Consider the following 17,802-nt stretch of genomic DNA (forward strand, 5'->3'; position numbering starts at 1 on the left):
CGGGCGTTTCCCCATAGTCTTTTCAGTATTTATATTTATAAGTAGTAGCAGTTAACAAGTCCTGGCATTAACTGTGGACAACAGGAAAATTGCCTGACGGTTCATATCGCTGCAAAACGGATAGCCATGCGGACAAAGCTTGTACGCGCTGCGAGCACCTGGGATAACTTTTCAGGCCGCAACGCCTGGCGCCTGGTTATCAAGAAGTGATCCACAGGTCGTTCGCCAGGTCGTCCCCAGGTTGTCCAGAGGTGAGCGTGGATAACCTGGCTTCGGCGCCGCGCAATCACGCGTTATCCACACGAAAAAAATGGCGTCGCTCGAGAGCGACGCCATTCGTTCACAAGAACCGCAGCGCGCGATGTCAGCGCCGGAAAATCGTGTGGAGTTTTACGCCGTTTCGGCGGGCTGTGTGGTCGCGCGCTGACGGGCGCGCAGGCGTGCTTGCCAGGCGGGCAGCAATTGGCAGGCGAGCAAGCCGGCAAGCATGAGCGCGCAGCCGGCAAGCGCGCGCGGTGTGAGCGTTTCGCCGAGCGCGGCCCAACCCGCGAGCGCCGCGAACACGCCCTCCATGCTGAAGATCACGGCGGCGTGCGCGGGCGCCGCGTCGCGCTGCGCGACGACCTGCAGCGTATAACCGATGCCCACCGAAAGCGCGCCGCCATAGAGGATGGTGGGCGCGGCGCGCACGATGTCGGCCGCGCGCAGCGGTTCGCACGCGAGCCCGATGGCGAAGCACACCACGCCGCAGGCGACGAACTGTACGATCGAAAGCGCGAGCGGATCGTGGCGCGGCGCGTAGTGGCCCACGAGCATGACCTGAACGGAAATCACGAGCGCGCAGCCGAGCTGATACCAGTCGCCGTACATCACCGAAAAATGCTCGTTGATGCTGAGGAAGTAGAGCCCAACCGCAGCGAGCGCCGCGCCGACCCACGTGCCGATTCCCGTGCGATGGCGCAGCAGCACGCCCAGCATCGGCACGATCACGACGTAGAGCGAACTGATGAAGCCCGCGTTGGCGATCTTCGTGTAGCCGAGTCCGATCTGCTGAAGCGAGATGGCGACGGCCAGCACGAGGCCGAGCACGGTGCCCGAGCGCACGAGCGCGGCGTTGAACAGCGCCGGGGCCGCCGCATTGTTGCTGCTCGCAGCGCGGCGCGCGCTGGCGCGGCGGCGCGCAAGCATAAAAGTGGCGACGACGCCGGCGCCCAGCAGGAAACGCAGGCCGGTGAACAGGAACGGGCCGATGGCGTCGAGGCTCAGGCGCTGGGCGACGAACGCGGAGCCCCAGATGAGGGCGGCGGTCAGCATCAGCAGATTGGCGCGCAGGTGGCGGCGGGTAGCGGATTGCAAGCGGAGATCTCTTTTCGCGGCGAACGGGGGCGGCAACGTTTTCGGCGGGTGGCGCGCGGCGCGCCCCGTTGCGCAAGGACAGGTTGCCCATTTTCTCGCGATTGCAACCGAACCGGGCGACAATCCAGCCCGAACTTGCGCGGGAAAGGCCTATTCAGCGTATTACGTGAAAAGACAACGAGCTGCCAGAAAACGAACGCGTAAATCGCGATCGTATCCGAATTGAAAGGGAATTGTCTCCCGGAAAATACACCGGCCCATTAGCGGATGACAAACGCCCTACGCTGCGTAATACTGCTTCGCGCGAAACGCCCGCCCAGATCGGCAAGCGGATCGTTTCGCCGTTTCAGGCTGTTCTAATTCACAACGTGCCGGTCATTATTTGTCAGGTTTGGGGAACAACAGATGAAAAAGATTCTCGCCTCGCTCATCGCAGCATCGTTCGCACTGGTTACGGCTCAGGCATTCGCGCAAGACGCTTCGGCTCCCGCTGCAGCCAGCGCACCGGCCAAGGCCAAGAAGCAACACAAGCAACTCAAGCACCACGGCAAGCGCGCCGCTGTGTCGGAAGGCGCATCGGCCGCCGGCACGGCAGACAAGGGCCAGGCTAACTAAAGCCCCCTTCAGCCGTAAAAAAGCCAGAGCATCTGCTCTGGCTTTTTTTTTGCGCTCGCCGCGGGTGAGCGTTTCAGGACGCGTCGTTTGCGAGCGCGGTTTCGAGCAATTCGGCGAGCAGACCGTTCACGCCGCCCGGGTGACCCTCGGCGCGCGCTTTCAGCTTCTCCACGAGATCGGCGTTGAGCTTGCACGCGAACGGCACGAGCCCTTGCGCCTGGTCGAGCTTGCGCTGTTCGCGGCGGTCCAGCGCCGGTTGCGCCGAGCCTTTGCCGAAGCGGTCGGGCCCGCTCTTGTTCGTCGCTTGCATCAGTTTCAGCGCCTTGTTCTTCTCAAGGTCGGTTTTCTTCATGGCCATGTGTCGTGCTCCGGTGTTGGGCGGTGGCGCGCATTGTACGCAAACGCGTGCGCGCGTCCATCGCGGCTATGGGCTTATCGAACGCCTTTGCGCCGCGGCGCGTACCCGCGAATGCCGTCAGGCGCCCGTGTTTCCTTCCGGCCCTTCATGGCCGTTGTGCCGGTCGTGTGCCGTGGGCGCTTCGTCCGCGCGGCGCGTCAGGCCGTCGATCAGCGTGCGCATGCGCTGCCAGTGCGAGCCTTCCCAGAACACCCGCCGGCAGACATCGCAGGTCACGAAGCGCGTCTGCCGGTCGTAGACGCCGGCGGGCACACGCTCGCGCACGGCCGCGCGCTCGATCGGCCGCAGCGGCGCGTTGCACATGAGGCAGAGCCGGAACGGCCGCGCGCTCGCCGCGAGGTCGAGGCGCTCGAAAATCTCGTGGACCTGAGCGCGCGGCTTGAGCGCGCGCACATAGCAGCCATGAGTGATGCTGCGTCGCTTGAGCAGTTCGCGGTCGCGCGTGAGAACGATGCGGTGCTCGGCGGCGGCGAGCGCTTCGATCTCGTCGTCGGGGAAGTGGTTGTCGTAGAGCGTATCGAAGCCGGCCAGCCGCAGGAGTTGCGCGAGGCCGCCGAGATGAGCATCGGCGACGAAGCGCAGTTCGCGCAGCGGCGCGTCGCGCACGCGCAGCAGCGGCCGGATGTCGAGAGCCTCGAACTTCGGGTAGACCGCCACGCGGTCGCCGTCCGCGAGCGGATGTTCGAATCCCACTGATTCGCCATTCACGAGGATCAGCTCGACTTCCGTATGCGGCACGCCGAGCGCTTCGATCATGTGTTTCGCCGTGGCGTTGCGCGCGCAGGCGCAACTGAACGCACGCCGGCGCAGCGGCCGCGCAAGAAAGTCGTTCAGCTCCTCGTAAAAGCGGAAGGTGGCGGTGACCATGCAAAGCAGTATCGCACCGCGCGCCTGAGCGCGTGCGGGCGCACGGGCGACGCGGGCGCCGCCTGCAGCGCGGCCCGCGTTGTGCTGTACTGCACCTTTCCCGGATTTCCCCGCGTTTTCATGCAAGGAGCAGGCGATGGACATCGGATTTATCGGTCTTGGCGAAATGGGCGGCGCGATGGTCGGCAATCTGCTGAAGGCGGGCCACACGGTGCGCGTGTGGAACCGCACGGCGGCGAAGGCGCGGGCGCTTGCCGACGCGGGCGCGCGCATCGTCGGCAGGCCGGACGAGGCGTTCACGGGCGACGCCGTGATCTCGATGCTCGCCGACGATACGGCGCTGCGCGAAGTCATCGATGCGACGCTGCTCGACCACGCGCCACAAGGTCTCGTGCACGTGAATATGGCGACGATTTCCGTCGAACTGGCCCAGGCGCTGACGCAGGCGCATGCCGGGCGGGGCTTGCACTACGTGGCGGCGCCTGTGCTCGGGCGTCCGGACGTCGCGCAGGCGGCGAAACTCACGATCATGGCGGCAGGCGCTGCGGAGGCGATCGACCGCGTGCAGCCGCTTCTCGACGCCATCGGTCAGAAGACGTGGCGCGTGGGCGCAGAGCCGCAGCAGGCGAACGTGATGAAACTCGCCGCGAACTTCATGCTGGCTTCGGCCGTGGAGTCGCTCGGCGAGGCCGCGGCGCTGCTCGACGGCTACGGCGTCGCGATGCGCGATTTTCTCGACGTCGTGACGGGCGGCCCGTTTCCGGGCCCGGTGTATGCCGGCTACGGCGGCATGATCGCGCAGCGGCGCTACGAGCCGGCACTCTTCAAGGCGCGCCTCGGCCTGAAGGACGTGCGGCTCGCGCTGGCCGCCGCCGACTCCGCCGCCACGCCCATGCCGCTCGCGAGCGTGCTGCGGGACAGTCTGCTCGAAGCGGTGGCGCACGGCGACGGCGAGCGCGATTTCGCGGTGCTCGGCAAAGTGGCTGCGCGGCGTGCTGGGCGCGGCTGATCAGTCTGCGTAAAACGAACGGGCCAATGAGGTGCGGCGAACGTTCGCAGTCGGTTTGCGCCCAAAATCTTCAGGCGACCGCTCGGTGACGCACAAAGACGCGGCGCGCCGCTGAGCACAATGTGGCGCATCTCGATGGAAGGCGTGCGCGTTTGCGGCGCCGGCCGCGATGTGGGACGGGGAACCGAAGACGACGACAGGGCACGCACCAGGTCCAGCCGGAACTGATTGCGAGGCCACCTCAGGGTAGGAGAACGGCGGATGGAGACGCGCATCCTGATCGCCGATAACGACGAGAAGTCGCTGGACGGTCTCAGCACCTTGCTGACCGATCTGGGCTATAGCGTATCCTTGGCCCGCACGCTGGAAGAGGCGTTCGATCTCGCCGCGCGCGGCGCGCCCGACGTGGCGATCGTGGCGCTCTCGCTCGCGCACGACGCGCCCGGAACGATCGTGCGGCGTTTGCGCGCGGTGAGCGGCGAGCGAACTCCGCTCCTGATCGCTCTCGCCGGTTGGGGCGAATCGCGCCATCGCGACGAGGCGCTCGCAGCGGGCTTCGATGTGCATCTCGTGCGGCCAGTGGGGCTCGACCAGTTGATGTTTATCCTCTCGATGACCGGGCAATGATAAATGTGTTGTTATGATGCAACATTCAGGGTGCGCACTACTTTACATGTTGCATTGCATCACGCTAGTCGATATACTCGTTTCTGTCTCCTCCATGTCTCCTCTGATATGGATTCAGCCCGCCAAACATTTGGCGGGCTTTTTTTCGTCCGGAGGTTTTGCATCGGCGCAAAGCCAGGACGCAGGGGCGTAAAAAAACCGGCTCAGCGAGCCGGTTTTTTATTCGGGAAGCGCAAATGCCGCCGCTTCAGGCATGCAAGCCCGTGTTTTCCGCCGCGCCAATCGCGAGATTCATGCACTGGATAGCCGCGCCCGAAGCGCCCTTGCCCAGGTTGTCGAGGCGCGCAACAGTGACGAACTGCTCGTCGTTGCCGAACACGAACAGGTCCACGCGGTTCGTGTCGTTGTTCGCCTGAACGTCGAACATGCCGCCGTCGAGGTTCTCATCCGCGTTGAAGGGCGCCACGCGCACGAACGGCTCGCCCGCGTAGTACTCGGCGAACAGCGCCTGCACGTCCTGCGGCTTTGCGCCGCGCGCGAGCTGCTTCGGCGAAAAATACGTCGTGACCGCGAGGCCCTTATAGAACGGTCCGACGATGGGCGTGAACACCGGCGCCGACTTCAGGCCGCCATGCACCGCCATTTCCGGCAAATGCTTGTGCGTAAGGCCGAGCGCGTAGGGGCGCGGGCTCGCGAGCTTCGCATTGCCGCCTGCTTCGTACTCCGCAATCATTTTCTTGCCGCCGCCGCTGTAGCCCGTGAGCGAGTAGCTGTGCGCGGCGAAGTCCGGCGCGACGAGGCCGCCTTCGACGAGCGGACGCATGGCGAGAATGAACGCCGAAGCGTGGCATCCCGGCACGGCGATGCGCTTCGATTTGCGCACCTTCTCGCGCTGGGCTTTGGTCAGCTCGGGCAGGCCGTACGCCCAGTCGGCCTGCGTGCGGAACGCCGTGCTCGCATCGATGAGCACGGTGCGGTCGTTTTTGACGAGCGACGCCGACTCGCGGGAGGCGGCATCGGGCAGGCAGAGAAACGTGACGTCCGAAGCATTGATGAGACGGCGGCGTTCCTCGACGTCCTTGCGCTTCGCGTCGTCGATACGCAGGATCTCGACGTCGGTGCGCGGCGACAGGTATTCAAAAATCTTCAGGCCGGTCGTGCCTTCCTGTCCGTCGACAAAAACTTTCGTGCTCATCTCAGTCTCTCTGAACGCGGGATTGCGGGGCGCCATCATCCAGGGCGGCGCTGGAACGGTATTTTAAGACTTCATGCGGACGTACGTGTGAACGCGTCCGGAAAAAATCCGGGCTTACCCTCGGGACACATCCGCCGGCAGAGGCTCAGGCGTTCGCCGCGCGGCCGGCCAGCCAGCGGTCCGTGACGGCGGCAACGCGTACGCCGAAGGCGCGCGCCGTTTCCAGGTCGCCTGCGGGCGGCGCTTCTTCAGGCGTGGCGTCGGCCGGCGACTGCGCGAGCAGCCCGGTAAAGCCGCCCACGAAGTTGACGTCGTTGCGCGTGGCCGCCTTCGTGTTCGCGGGAAGCATGCCGGTGCCGGTCCAGACCATGCCATGCTGCATCGCCAGCGTGACGAAATACTGGATGGTCGAAAATTTGTCGCCGTTCATGGTCGCCGAGTTGGTGAAACCCGCCGCGATCTTGTCTTTCCACTTTTGCGTGAACCACGCCTTCGAACTGGCGTCCGCGAACTTCTTGAAGTCGGCGGACGGCCCGCCCATGTACGTGGGCGCGCCGAACACGACAGCGTCGGCGGCGTCGAGCGCGTCCCAGCCCGCATCGTCGATCTCATTGACGGCGATCATCTTTGCGTCGGCGCCCGCACCCTGCAGGCCCAGCAGTACGTTCTCCGCGAGTTTCTTCGTGTGGCCGTAGCCGCTGTGATACGCAATGACGATCCTGGACATGGACGACTCCTTGCAGGGAAGGGAACGATGCGCCGCGCCGCAGCCCGCGCCGTTGGCACGGGAACGTAACGCGTCATCTTAAACAGTTCCGTCGTGCAGCATCCGTCGTACGGCCAGCGATCGGGGCGCCGCGCTAGCGCGCCCGGTCAGCGGCCATATGTCACGGTGAGTTGCGCGCTTCCGAGCGTCGAGCCGCTGATTTCGCGATCGAACAGCGCGGCGGGGCGCCCCTGGCTGAGCGGGAGCGTGTCGACATTCAGCGCGTAAACAGTGATGACGTAGTGATGCGGACTGCCCGGTGGCGGGCACGGTCCGCCATAGCCTTCGACGTTGAAGTCGTTGCGCGACTCGATTGCGCCGAGCTTGCGCAGTGCGCCCGAAGCGCTGGCATTCTCGGGCAGGCTCTGTACGTTCGCGGGAATATTCGCGACGGCCCAGTGCCACCAGCCGCGCCCGGGCGCGTCGCGATCGAAGATCGTGATGGCAAAACTGCGCGTAGCGGCAGGAGCATTGCGCCAGGTCAAGCTTGGCGATTGATTCGGCCCCTTGCAGCCTGCATCGTTGAAGATCTGACGAGGTCCGAATTTTCCGCCGTCGCTGAAGTTGGCGCTCGTCACTATGAAGTTTTCGCCCGCACAGGCTACGTTGGCCGCCATCACGACGCTCATGCCGAGCCACGCGAGCAGGCTTGCGCGGCGCGGGCAAGATGGCTCAAAGTCATGGGGAGTGCGCATCAGCGAGTTCTCCTTTAGTTTGTTAAATTCGGACCATGCATTCCTGTCGGAAAGTTTTTAATTGTTCCCTAGTCCGAATTTGATCAAATATAGCGGTATAAACGAAGCGAGTTTTCGCCTGCGCGCGTACAGATTGAGCGCGAGGATTCCGCTATAGTCATATATTCTCTTGCTTGGGCACGTGAAAGCCGTCGGGCGCCGGAAACAAAAAGCCAAAATATGGCCGCGCGCCTGAGCAATAAGCAGGTTTGCCTACACGGAGGGGTAATGCAGCAACCAATCAGGGTCGTAGTCGCCGACGATCATCCGGTGATCTTGTTTGGTGCGGAACATGCACTGCTCAATTTTCCAGGGATCCAGGTCGTTGGCCGGGCGCGCCAATCCACCGAACTCGTCAAGGCGCTGCAAACGGTTCCGTGCGACGTACTCGTGACGGACCTCGCCATGCCCGGCGGCCAGTACGGCGACGGCTTGCCGCTAATCGGCTATCTGCGCCGCAACTTCCCGAATGTTCCCATTGTTGTCCTGACGATGCTCGAAAATGCCGCGCTGCTCAAACGCCTGGGCGAGCTTGGCGTGATCGCGGTAGTGCACAAGTCCGACGACCTGAGCCACATCGGCCTCGCGGTGCAGCATGTCAGCCGCAATCTCGAGTATATGAGCCCGCAGGTGAAGGTCGCGCTCGATCAGTTGCGCATCAACAGCGGCGGGAAAACCGAGGAGGTAATTCTTTCCAAGCGAGAGCTGGAAGTTGTGCGGCTCTTTGTTTCCGGAATGACGATTAAGGAAATATCCGAAAAGCTGAGTCGAAGCATTAAGACGATTAGTACGCAAAAAAACACGGCGATGCGTAAGCTCGGACTCGATAGAGACTCCGAACTGTTTCAGTACGCGCAGAGCAATGGCTTGCTCAATCTTTCTTCGCACGCGCCCGATGTGCCTGACGAAGGTAGCGAGGCACGCACGGCGCATTGATCGGGTTGCGCTGCGCCGGCCATAAAAAAGGCCATCTGCCCCATGAGGGCAGATGGCCTTTTTGCTACGTGCTATGTGCTCGCGGGCTTCGGGCGCTTACTGCGGTGCCGACGTTGCGCCGCCGTGCGCCGCCGACCATTCGGCCGGTGCGTGCAGGAATTTCTCGACTTCGTCGAGCGTCTTCGTTTCGAAGTAGCCCGATTCCTTGGCGACGCGCAGCACGTCCCACCATGTAGCGAGTGCGTGCAGATCGACGTCGATGTCCTTCAGGACCGAGACGCTTTCCTTGAAGATGTTGTAGTGGAACAGCACGAAGCAGTGGTTCACCTGCGCGCCGGCCGTGCGCAGCGCGTTGATGAAGTTGATCTTGCTGCGGCTGTCGGTGGTCAGGTCTTCGACGAGCAGCACGCGCTGGCCTTCGGTGAGCAGACCTTCGATCTGCGCGTTGCGGCCGAAACCCTTGGGCTTCTTGCGCACGTACTGCATCGGCACCATCAGGCGGTCCGACAGCCATGCCGCGAACGGGATGCCTGCGGTTTCGCCGCCGGCGACGGCGTCGATCTGCTCGTAGCCGACGTCGCGCAGAATCGTGGCTTCGGCCATTTCCATCAGGCCGCGGCGCACGCGCGGATACGAGATCAGCTTGCGGCAGTCGATGTAGACCGGGCTCGCCCAGCCGGAAGTGAAGATAAAGGGCTTTTCGGCATTGAAGTGCACGGCCTTCACTTCGAGCAGCATTTTCGCGGTTGCGTCCGAGATCGTCTGGCGATCGTAGCCTGTCATGGGCGAATCCTTGGATATGAGTGCGGGAGGGGGCGGGCGCGGGGCCCGGTGGCGCTGGCACGGCGGCCCGAAGCGTGGCTTCGGCCTGCGGTGCGCGGCCCGAAGGCGTGGATCGTTCGACCTTTGGCGCAGCTTGGGGTCAAGGCGACTCGCACAGTCCGGACGGCTTCTCTTGCGCGCGTAGGCCGGTATTTTACCTGACTTGACGATTGCCGACGAGTCGCGATGGCAACCATCGGATGGCAATCGTGGGTGTCGATGTGGGGCGCGAACGGCAGGGGCGCCACGCTGCGCGCGGCTGGCAGCGTGGTTGTGAGGTGCAGGCCACCCCTTTACACTCACGCCGGTTTGCGCGCCCGTGAGCGCACGTTTCCCAGGATTGTCCACATGACCGCCGTCTCTACCAACCCAGCCGCCGCCACGCGCGGCCACGCCCTGCGTGCGCTAGCCGCTTCGGTGCTCGGCTACGCCATGGACGGCTTCGATCTGCTGATGCTCGGCTTCATGCTGCCCGCGATCAGCGCCGATTTGCGTCTCTCCGCCGCGCAGGCGGGCGCGCTCGTTACGTGGACGCTCGTCGGCGCAGTGGTGGGCGGCATCGTGTTCGGGCTGCTGAGCGACCGGTATGGACGCGTGCGCGTACTTACGTGGACCATCCTGCTGTTCGCCGTCTTCACCGGCATGTGCGCGCTCGCGCGCGGCTACGGCGACCTGCTCGTGTATCGCACGATCGCCGGCATCGGGCTGGGCGGCGAATTCGGCATTGGCATGGCGCTCGTGGCCGAGGCCTGGCCCGCGCATCTGCGCGCGCGGGCGTCCTCGTACGTCGGGCTCGGCTGGCAACTGGGCGTGCTGGCCGCGGCGCTGCTCACGCCGCTGCTGCTGCCGCTGATCGGCTGGCGGGGCATGTTCGCCATCGGGCTGCTGCCGGCGGTCGTTTCGTTCGTGGTGCGGCGGCGCGTGGAAGAGCCCGGGCTTTTCGTCGCGCATGCACAGCGTGTGGCCGTTGCGGCCAAGGCCGAGCGGCCGCGCGCGCTGCGCATGCTCGTGGCCGACGCGCGCACTGCGCGAGCGAGCCTCGGCGTGGCTGTGCTGTGCTCGGTGCAAAACTTCGGCTACTACGGGCTGATGATCTGGCTGCCCGCGTATCTTTCGAAGGCCTTCGGCTATTCGCTCACGAAGTCGGGGCTCTGGACCGCCGCGACGGTCGCCGGCATGGCGCTCGGCATCTGGCTTTTCGGCATCGCCGCCGACCGCTTCGGGCGGCGCCCCGCGTTCCTGTTCTACCAGGCAGGGGCCGTGGTGATGGTGTTTGTCTACGCGCAGCTTTCCACCCCGTTCGCACTCCTGATTGGCGGCGCGGCGATGGGCGTGTTCGTCAACGGCATGATCGGCGGCTATGGCGCGCTTATCTCCGAGCTGTACCCGACCGCGGCGCGCGCGACCGCGCAGAACGTGCTGTTCAACATCGGCCGCGCGGTGGGCGGCTTCGGGCCGCTCGCCGTGGGCGCACTGGCCGCGCGCTATTCCTTCACAGCGGCGCTCGGCATGCTCGCCGCCATCTATGTGCTCGATATTCTCGCGACCCTTTTCCTGATTCCCGAACGGCGCGGCGCGGCGCTCGAATGAACGCGGCGCATCCCTAAGACGAATATGCGCGTCAAATAGCGGCGCTTGATCGCCTGCGCGAATTCCCGGTATCAGTCATTGACCCACGTGGAGGCGAAGAGCGCCAGGTGTACACTAATCGGCCCTGCTGGAACGCTCGTGCCGCGCGAACCGGCGGGCCTACGACCATAAAAGCTTCTCTCTCTTACGTCTCTCATGTCCAGGCAGGCCTGAAAATGGATGAACAACTGAAGCAAAGCGCGCTCGCGTATCACCAGAATCCGAAGCCCGGCAAGATCTCCGTCACGCCGACCAAACCGCTCTCCAACCAGGTCGATCTTTCGCTTGCCTACTCGCCCGGCGTTGCCGCCGCTTGCGAGGCGATTCACGCCGACCCGCTCGATGCACAGAAGTACACGTCGCGCGCCAACCTCGTCGGCGTCGTGACGAACGGCACGGCCGTGCTCGGCCTCGGCAACATCGGCCCGCTCGCGGCCAAGCCGGTGATGGAAGGCAAGGGCTGCCTCTTCAAGAAGTTCGCCGGCATCGACGTGTTCGATATCGAACTCGACGAACTGGACCCGGACAAGCTCGTCGACGCCATCGCCATGCTCGAGCCCACCCTTGGCGGCATCAACCTCGAAGACATCAAGGCGCCCGAGTGCTTCTACATCGAGCAGAAGCTGCGCGAGCGCATGAAGATTCCCGTTTTCCACGACGACCAGCACGGCACGGCCATCATCGCTTCGGCTGCGATCCTCAACGGCCTGAAGGTCGTGGGCAAGGATCTCGGCAGCGTGAAGCTCGTGTGCTCGGGCGCGGGCGCGGCGGCGATTGCGTGTCTGGACCTGCTCGTGAAGCTCGGTCTGAAGAAAGAGAACATTCTCGTCACCGACTCGAAGGGCGTGATCTACGAAGGCCGGGGCAATCTCGATCCGTCGAAGCAGCGCTACGCGGCGAACACGGAAGCGCGCACGCTCGGCGACGCGATCAAGGGCGCCGACGTGTTCCTCGGCTGCTCGAGCGCCGGCGTGCTCAAGCCCGAGATGGTCAAGGAAATGGGCGACAAGCCGCTGATCCTCGCGCTCGCGAACCCGGAGCCGGAAATCCGCCCGGAAGAAGCGAAGAAGGTGCGCCCGGACGCAATCATCGCCACGGGCCGTTCGGACTATCCGAACCAGGTCAACAACGTGCTGTGCTTCCCGTTCATCTTCCGCGGCGCGCTGGACGTGGGCGCGACGACCATCACGGAAGAGATGAAGCTCGCGTGCGTGCGCGCAATCGCGGAACTCGCCGAGGAAACCGATCAGGGCGACGAAGTGGCGAAGGCCTATGAAGGCCACACGCTCGAATTCGGCCCGGAATACCTCATTCCGAAGCCGTTCGACCCGCGCCTCATCATCAAGATCGCGCCGGCCGTGGCGCAGGCAGCGATGGATTCGGGCGTGGCCACGCGTCCGATCCAGGACATGGAAGCCTATCGCGAGCAGCTTGGCGCGACGGTGTATCGCTCGGGCATGGTGATGCGGCCCGTGTTCGCGGCGGCGAAGGCCAACTGCGCGCGCATCGTGTTCGCCGAGGGCGAGGACGAGCGCGTGCTGCGCGCCGCGCAATTCGTGCTGGCCGAGAAGATCGCCAGGCCGATCATCGTGGGCCGTCCGTCGGTCGTGGAAATGCGCCTGAAGAAGATGGGCTCGAAGCTGCGTCCGGGCACCGATTTCGAGATCGTCGATCCTGAAGACGATCCGCGCTTCCAGAAGAGCTGGCAGGCGTACCACGAACTCGGCGCGCGCCAGGGCATCACGCCCGATGTGGCGAAGGCTTCGGTGCGCAAGTTCAACACGCTGATCGGCGCGATCCTCGTTCATCTGGGCGACGCCGACGGCATGATCTGCGGTCTGCTCAACAGCTTCGACTATCACCTCAAGTTCGTCGATCAGGTGTTCGGCAAGGCGAGGGAGGCGCAGAACTACGCGGCGATGAATCTGCTGATGCTGCCGGGCCGCAACATCTTCATCAGCGATACCTACGTGAACGAAGTGCCGAGCGCCGAGCAACTCGCCGACATGACGATCCTCGCCGCGCGCGAAATCGAGAAGTTCGGCATCGCGCCGAAGGTCGCGCTGCTTTCGTCGTCGAACTTCGGCAGCGTGCGTTCGTCGACGTCGCAGCGCATGCAGGCCGCGCGCGAGCTGATCGCCGCGCGCGATCCGCAACTCGAAGTGGACGGCGAAATGCACGGCGATGCGGCGCTCTCCGAGCTGATCCGCAAGCAGTCGTTCCCGGGCACCACGCTTACGGGCGAAGCGAACCTGCTGATCATGCCGAACGTGGAAGCGGCGAACATCGCGTACAACCTGCTGAAGGTGATCGGCGGCGAAGGCGTGACGGTCGGCCCGTTCCTGCTCGGCGCGTCGAAGCCGGTGCACATCCTCACGCCGGCGGCGACTGTGCGACGCATCATCAACATGACGGCGGTGGCTTCGGCTAACGCGAAAGTGGAGAAGGCGGCCGCGAAGTAAGCGCGCTTTCGGCAATCGCCTGATGTGATGTGAAAAGGGCGCTCCGCGGGGTGAATCGACCCCACGGAGCGCCCTTTGTTTTTTACTGCTTCAATCAAGCATCAAGCCGCGTGGCGTGCCACGCTGTTTTCCGGCGAGCGCCACTTCGCGAGCAGCGTGCTCCACTTCGCGCGCGTGGCCTTGAGGTTGTTTTCCTTGATGTGGCCGTAACCGCGAATGGCGTCGGGCAGGTTCGCGAGTTCCACCGCGAGCGGCAGATTCGCCTCGCTCAATCCGCCGATCACTTCGCGCATCAGCGCTTCGTACTCGCCGATCAATGCACGTTCGTGGCGACGTTCCTCCGTGCGGCCGAACGGATCGAGCGCCGTGCCGCGCAGGAACCGGAACTTCGCGAGCACGCGCATGGCGGTGAGCATGCGCGGGCCGTACTGCTTCTTCTGCAGATGGCCCTTGTCGTCGTGCTTCGCGAACGACGGCGGCGCGAGATGGAAGTTCACCTTCCAGTCGCCTTCGAAACTCGCCTTGATCTTCTCGATGAACGCCGGATCGGCGTAGAGGCGCGCGACTTCGTACTCGTCCTTGTACGCCATCAACTTGTGCAGATTCTTCGCCACGGCTTCGGTGAGCGGTTGCTGACCGTCTGGACGCTCGAGCTTCGCTTCGGCCTCGCGCACGTTTTCGACGAACGCACGGTAGCGCCGCGCGTATGCCTCGTTCTGATACGCGGCGAGATACTGCGCGCGCTTTTCGACGAGCGTGTCGAGCGCCTTGGGCGTGTGCAGCGAGACGATCTTCGCGCCGGTGGCGGTTTCCAGGCCCGCGGCGTTCTGCCCGGGTGCAGGTTTTTTCACGAGTTGATCCACGGCCGCGCGATCGTGCGCCACGCGGCGCCCCCATTCGAACGCCGCGAGGTTCTTCTCGACCTGCACGGCGTTCAACTCGATCGCGCGCACGAGCGATTCGTGCGTGAGCGGCAGCCAGCCCTTTTGCCACGCGTAGCCGAGCACGAACGGGTTCGTGTAAATCGCGTCGCCGAGCAGCGCGAGCGCGTAGCGGTTCGCATCGACGGTCGCGACGTTGTCGGTGCCTGCCGCGGCGCGCACGTCGGCTTCGGTGTTGGAGCCCGGGAATTGCCACTGCGGGTTCTTGATGAACTCGGCGGTCGGCGTGGGCGCGCTGTTGAGCACCACGTGCGTCATGCCTTCCTGCATGCGCGAGACGCAGTCGTCGCCGGCCGTCACGATGGCGTCGCAGCCGATCACGAGATTCGCCTCGCCCATGGCGATGCGCGTGGCGTGAATGTCGTCGGGACGATTGGCGATCTGCACGTGGCTCATCACCGCACCGCCCTTTTGCGCGAGGCCGGTCACGTCAAGCACGGTCACACCCTTGGCTTCTAGGTGCGCGGCCATGCCGAGCAGCGCGCCGATCGTCACCACGCCGGTGCCGCCCACGCCCGTCACGAGCACGCCGTAGGGACGGTCGATTGCCGGAACGTCAGGCGTCGGCACGCCGGGCATCGACTCATTCGCCACGCTGCTCGCCTTCGGCTTGCGCAACTGACCGCCTTCCACCGTCACGAAGCTCGGACAGAAGCCCTTCAGACACGAGAAGTCCTTGTTGCAGGTGGACTGGTTGATCTGACGCTTCGTGCCGTATTCGGTATCGAGCGGCTCGACGCTCAGGCAGTTCGATTGCACCGAGCAATCGCCGCAACCCTCGCACACAGCCTCGTTGATGACCACGCGCTTCGCCGGGTCCGGATACGTGCCGCGCTTGCGGCGGCGGCGCTTTTCCGTGGCGCAGGTCTGGTCGTAGATCAGGATCGTCGTGCCGGGAATCTCGCGCAGTTCGCGCTGGATGGCGTCGAGCTGATCGCGGTGGTGGATCGTCACGCCCGGCGCGAGCTTTGTGGCGACTTCGCCTTCGTACTTCTCGGGTTCGTCGGTGACGATCGCGATTTTCGCTGCGCCTTCGGCCGCGACCTGATGTGTGATCTGCGGCACCGTGAGCGTGCCGTCGACAGGCTGGCCGCCCGTCATCGCCACGGCGTCGTTGTAGAGAATCTTGTAGGTGATGTTCGCCTTCGAGGCGATGGCCGCGCGGATGGCGAGCAGGCCCGAGTGGAAATAGGTGCCGTCGCCGAGATTGGCGAACACGTGCTTGTCGTTCGTGAACGGCGCCTGGCCGACCCACGCCACGCCTTCGCCGCCCATCTGGCTGAAGGTGCTCGTGCTGCGGTCCATCCACACGGTCATGTAGTGACAGCCGATGCCCGCCATCGCGCGCGAGCCTTCGGGTACGTTCGTCGACGTGTTGTGCGGGCAGCCGGAGCAGAACCACGGCTTGCGCTCGGCCTGCACGCGCGGTTTCGCGAGCGCCTTTTCCTTCGCCTCGATCACGGTCGTGCGTGCGGCAATGCGCGCGCGCACGTCGGAGGGCAATTCGAACTTGTCGAGCCGCGTGGCGATCGCGCGGGCGATGATCGCGGGCGACAGCTCGTAGTGCGCGGGCAGGAGCCAGTTGCCCATCGGCACCGACCATTCGCCGCCGGCGCCGTCCTTCTCGTCGAACTTGCCGTACACGCGCGGACGCTGCGCATCGGGCCAGTTGTACAACTCTTCCTTGATCGCGTATTCGAGAATCTGGCGCTTTTCCTCGACCACGAGAATCTCTTCGAGCCCGCGCGCGAAGGCGTGCGCGCCTTGCGCTTCGAGCGGCCACACGCAGCCCACCTTGTAGAGCCGGATGCCGATGCGCGAGCAGGTTTCGTCGTCGAGGCCGAGGTCGGTGAGCGCCTGGCGCACGTCGAGATACGCCTTGCCGCCCGTGATGATGCCAAAGCGCGCATGCGGCGAATCGATCTCGATGCGGTCGAGCTTGTTGGCGCGCACGTAGGCGAGCGCCGCGTACCACTTGTAGTCGAGCAGACGCGCTTCCTGCACGAGCGGCGGATCGGGCCAGCGGATATTCAGGCCGCCCGCGGGCATCGCGAAGTCTTCGGGCAGGATGATGTTCGTGCGATGCGGATCGATCTCAACCGAAGCCGACGATTCGACCACGTCGGTCACGCATTTCATCGCGACCCAGAGGCCCGAATAGCGGCTCATGGCCCAGCCGTGCAGGCCGAAGTCGAGATATTCCTGCACGTTCGACGGGAACAGCACCGGCAGGCCGCACGCCTTGAAAATGTGTTCGGACTGGTGCGCGAGCGTGGACGATTTCGCGGCGTGGTCGTCCCCGGCGAGCACGAGCACGCCGCCGTGGGGCGAAGAGCCCGCCGAATTGCCGTGCTTGAATACGTCGCCGCTGCGGTCGACGCCGGGGCCCTTGCCGTACCACATCGAAAACACGCCGTCGTATTTCGCGGACGGGTACAGGTTCACCTGCTGCGAGCCCCAAACGGCGGTCGCGGCGAGGTCTTCGTTCACACCTGGCTGAAATACGATTTGATGCGCGGCGAGATGCTGCTTCGCCTTCCAGAGCGACTGATCGAGACCGCCGAGCGGCGAGCCGCGATAGCCTGAGATGAACCCCGCGGTATTAAGACCGGCGGCCTTGTCGCGTTCCTGTTGCAGCATCGGCAGGCGGACCAGCGCCTGGATGCCGCTCATGTACGCGCGGCCGCGTTCGAGGGTGTATTTATCGTCGAGCGTGACGGAAGCGAGTGCGGCTTCGAGCGAAGCGCGCTGACCTGCGTCTAGCGGGGCATTCATTATGTGTCTTCCTCCATCCAACCAATCCGTTGTGGGATCGCCAGAACTTCAGGGCCTCGGCATCTTGTGAATGCGTTGGCCGGGGTCGCCATATTGGCTTCTTTCTTTCGATAGTAGCACTCGGATAAACCCGCCGCTTCGAGGTCCCGGGCGCCGCGCCGCAGGGTGTTGCATGTTTCGGGCCTGCGGCGCCCGTTTATCGCCCAATCGCCCTGAAACGCCTATGTAAGAAAGGATGTATCGAATTCGTCTGATGAGTAACAACGTGTAAAACTTGCATTACCTCGGAACCGATCTTGAATATCCTGTCTAACTCCCTCACCTGTGCGAACCGCGCAGCTTCCCTGGCTGTTATCAGTGATTAGAAGCAGTGATTGAAAGGGGCACTACTGCGAGAGGCAGTCTATAAAAAAGGAGTCCAGCATGAATAATCGACATATCCAGACCTTCCTGACGGTCTCGGCCGCGTTCTTCGCCATGAGTGCGCCGCTGCATTCCAACGCCAGCACGCGAAGCGGCGAGAGTGTGACGACCCGATGCGCCCAGTACACGCTGAGCACGAAGGCTGAAACGAACGCCATGCCGGCCGCGAAGGCCGAACGCAAATCCTGATGCCGCGCTGATCCGCGCGACATTGCGTTACCGAATGC

Annotated in this window: 15 protein-coding genes; 7 read left to right on the forward strand and 8 right to left on the reverse strand. The window is 64.2% G+C overall.

What is annotated here, in order from left to right:
* Positions 1–390: 390 nt before the first annotated feature.
* The gene (locus U5768_RS18045) at positions 391–1,314 is read right to left on the reverse strand and encodes a DMT family transporter (RefSeq protein WP_415913931.1); all 924 of its coding nucleotides are present in this window, start codon (positions 1,312–1,314) and stop codon (positions 391–393) included.
* 447 nt (positions 1,315–1,761) lie between these two features.
* Between U5768_RS18045 and U5768_RS18050 the strand changes: the two genes are divergently transcribed.
* Positions 1,762–1,971 carry a hypothetical protein gene (locus U5768_RS18050; RefSeq protein WP_322031743.1) on the forward strand — a complete coding sequence of 70 codons (210 nt, stop codon included), beginning with the start codon at positions 1,762–1,764 and terminating at the stop codon, positions 1,969–1,971.
* A 73-nt stretch (positions 1,972–2,044) separates the two neighbouring features.
* Here U5768_RS18050 and U5768_RS18055 read toward each other — a convergent pair whose 3' ends face one another.
* On the reverse strand, positions 2,045–2,329 hold the full coding sequence (locus U5768_RS18055) for a hypothetical protein (protein ID WP_322031744.1): 285 nt from the start codon (positions 2,327–2,329) through the stop codon (positions 2,045–2,047).
* A gap of 117 nt (positions 2,330–2,446) precedes the next feature.
* Positions 2,447–3,256 carry a Mut7-C RNAse domain-containing protein gene (locus U5768_RS18060; protein ID WP_322031745.1) on the reverse strand — a complete coding sequence of 270 codons (810 nt, stop codon included), beginning with the start codon at positions 3,254–3,256 and terminating at the stop codon, positions 2,447–2,449.
* A gap of 136 nt (positions 3,257–3,392) precedes the next feature.
* On the opposite strand from U5768_RS18060, the gene U5768_RS18065 reads away from it, so the two are divergent.
* Positions 3,393–4,265: an NAD(P)-dependent oxidoreductase gene (locus U5768_RS18065; protein ID WP_322031746.1), complete on the forward strand. Its 873-nt coding sequence runs from the start codon at positions 3,393–3,395 to the stop codon at positions 4,263–4,265.
* 261 nt (positions 4,266–4,526) lie between these two features.
* Positions 4,527–4,892: a response regulator gene (locus U5768_RS18070; protein ID WP_322031747.1), complete on the forward strand. Its 366-nt coding sequence runs from the start codon at positions 4,527–4,529 to the stop codon at positions 4,890–4,892.
* A gap of 247 nt (positions 4,893–5,139) precedes the next feature.
* Here the strand turns inward: U5768_RS18070 and argC are convergent, their stop codons facing one another.
* From argC to U5768_RS18085, 3 genes are all read right to left on the reverse strand, one after another.
* A complete protein-coding gene (gene argC, locus U5768_RS18075; RefSeq protein WP_322031748.1) occupies positions 5,140–6,087 on the reverse strand; it encodes an N-acetyl-gamma-glutamyl-phosphate reductase in 948 nt (315 codons plus the stop codon).
* A gap of 145 nt (positions 6,088–6,232) precedes the next feature.
* Complete coding sequence (locus U5768_RS18080) at positions 6,233–6,814, reverse strand: flavodoxin family protein (protein WP_322031749.1); 582 nt, start codon at positions 6,812–6,814, stop codon at positions 6,233–6,235.
* Positions 6,815–6,960: 146 nt separating this feature from the next.
* Entirely contained in the window at positions 6,961–7,548 is a 588-nt protein-coding gene (locus U5768_RS18085; RefSeq protein WP_322031750.1) for a YbhB/YbcL family Raf kinase inhibitor-like protein, read from the reverse strand.
* A 267-nt stretch (positions 7,549–7,815) separates the two neighbouring features.
* Between U5768_RS18085 and U5768_RS18090 the strand changes: the two genes are divergently transcribed.
* Positions 7,816–8,523: a response regulator transcription factor gene (locus U5768_RS18090; protein ID WP_322031751.1), complete on the forward strand. Its 708-nt coding sequence runs from the start codon at positions 7,816–7,818 to the stop codon at positions 8,521–8,523.
* Between the two features lie 96 nt (positions 8,524–8,619).
* On the opposite strand, the gene U5768_RS18095 is transcribed toward U5768_RS18090, so the two are convergent.
* On the reverse strand, positions 8,620–9,306 hold the full coding sequence (locus U5768_RS18095; protein ID WP_028203433.1) for an orotate phosphoribosyltransferase: 687 nt from the start codon (positions 9,304–9,306) through the stop codon (positions 8,620–8,622).
* A 387-nt stretch (positions 9,307–9,693) separates the two neighbouring features.
* Here U5768_RS18095 and U5768_RS18100 point away from each other — a divergent pair, with 387 nt between their 5' ends.
* Both U5768_RS18100 and U5768_RS18105 read left to right on the forward strand, forming a co-directional pair.
* Complete coding sequence (locus U5768_RS18100) at positions 9,694–10,935, forward strand: MFS transporter (RefSeq protein ID WP_322031752.1); 1,242 nt, start codon at positions 9,694–9,696, stop codon at positions 10,933–10,935.
* A 215-nt stretch (positions 10,936–11,150) separates the two neighbouring features.
* Positions 11,151–13,436: an NADP-dependent malic enzyme gene (locus U5768_RS18105; RefSeq protein WP_322031753.1), complete on the forward strand. Its 2,286-nt coding sequence runs from the start codon at positions 11,151–11,153 to the stop codon at positions 13,434–13,436.
* Between the two features lie 101 nt (positions 13,437–13,537).
* Here the strand turns inward: U5768_RS18105 and U5768_RS18110 are convergent, their stop codons facing one another.
* Positions 13,538–17,152, reverse strand: coding sequence for an indolepyruvate ferredoxin oxidoreductase family protein (locus tag U5768_RS18110; RefSeq protein ID WP_322031754.1), 3,615 nt, complete (start codon positions 17,150–17,152; stop codon positions 13,538–13,540).
* 423 nt (positions 17,153–17,575) lie between these two features.
* Here U5768_RS18110 and U5768_RS18115 point away from each other — a divergent pair, with 423 nt between their 5' ends.
* The gene (locus tag U5768_RS18115) at positions 17,576–17,764 is read left to right on the forward strand and encodes a hypothetical protein (protein ID WP_322031755.1); all 189 of its coding nucleotides are present in this window, start codon (positions 17,576–17,578) and stop codon (positions 17,762–17,764) included.
* Positions 17,765–17,802: the final 38 nt, after the last annotated feature.

It is taken from the genome of Paraburkholderia sp. J76 (assembly GCF_905220295.1).
In the GTDB taxonomy this organism is placed as follows: Bacteria; Pseudomonadota; Gammaproteobacteria; order Burkholderiales; family Burkholderiaceae; genus Paraburkholderia.

Excerpts from the sequence above, each read along its gene's own strand:
- U5768_RS18045 (WP_415913931.1), bottom strand. The coding sequence starts at position 1,314 with ATGCTGACCGCCGCCCTCATCTGGGGCTCCGCGTTCGTCGCCCAGCGC.
- U5768_RS18050 (WP_322031743.1), top strand. The coding sequence starts at position 1,762 with ATGAAAAAGATTCTCGCCTCGCTCATCGCAGCATCGTTCGCACTGGTT.
- U5768_RS18055 (WP_322031744.1), bottom strand. The coding sequence starts at position 2,329 with ATGGCCATGAAGAAAACCGACCTTGAGAAGAACAAGGCGCTGAAACTG.
- U5768_RS18060 (WP_322031745.1), bottom strand. The coding sequence starts at position 3,256 with ATGGTCACCGCCACCTTCCGCTTTTACGAGGAGCTGAACGACTTTCTT.
- U5768_RS18065 (WP_322031746.1), top strand. The coding sequence starts at position 3,393 with ATGGACATCGGATTTATCGGTCTTGGCGAAATGGGCGGCGCGATGGTC.
- U5768_RS18070 (WP_322031747.1), top strand. The coding sequence starts at position 4,527 with ATGGAGACGCGCATCCTGATCGCCGATAACGACGAGAAGTCGCTGGAC.
- argC (WP_322031748.1), bottom strand. The coding sequence starts at position 6,087 with ATGAGCACGAAAGTTTTTGTCGACGGACAGGAAGGCACGACCGGCCTG.
- U5768_RS18080 (WP_322031749.1), bottom strand. The coding sequence starts at position 6,814 with ATGTCCAGGATCGTCATTGCGTATCACAGCGGCTACGGCCACACGAAG.
- U5768_RS18085 (WP_322031750.1), bottom strand. The coding sequence starts at position 7,548 with ATGCGCACTCCCCATGACTTTGAGCCATCTTGCCCGCGCCGCGCAAGC.
- U5768_RS18090 (WP_322031751.1), top strand. The coding sequence starts at position 7,816 with ATGCAGCAACCAATCAGGGTCGTAGTCGCCGACGATCATCCGGTGATC.
- U5768_RS18095 (WP_028203433.1), bottom strand. The coding sequence starts at position 9,306 with ATGACAGGCTACGATCGCCAGACGATCTCGGACGCAACCGCGAAAATG.
- U5768_RS18100 (WP_322031752.1), top strand. The coding sequence starts at position 9,694 with ATGACCGCCGTCTCTACCAACCCAGCCGCCGCCACGCGCGGCCACGCC.
- U5768_RS18105 (WP_322031753.1), top strand. The coding sequence starts at position 11,151 with ATGGATGAACAACTGAAGCAAAGCGCGCTCGCGTATCACCAGAATCCG.
- U5768_RS18110 (WP_322031754.1), bottom strand. The coding sequence starts at position 17,152 with ATGAATGCCCCGCTAGACGCAGGTCAGCGCGCTTCGCTCGAAGCCGCA.
- U5768_RS18115 (WP_322031755.1), top strand. The coding sequence starts at position 17,576 with ATGAATAATCGACATATCCAGACCTTCCTGACGGTCTCGGCCGCGTTC.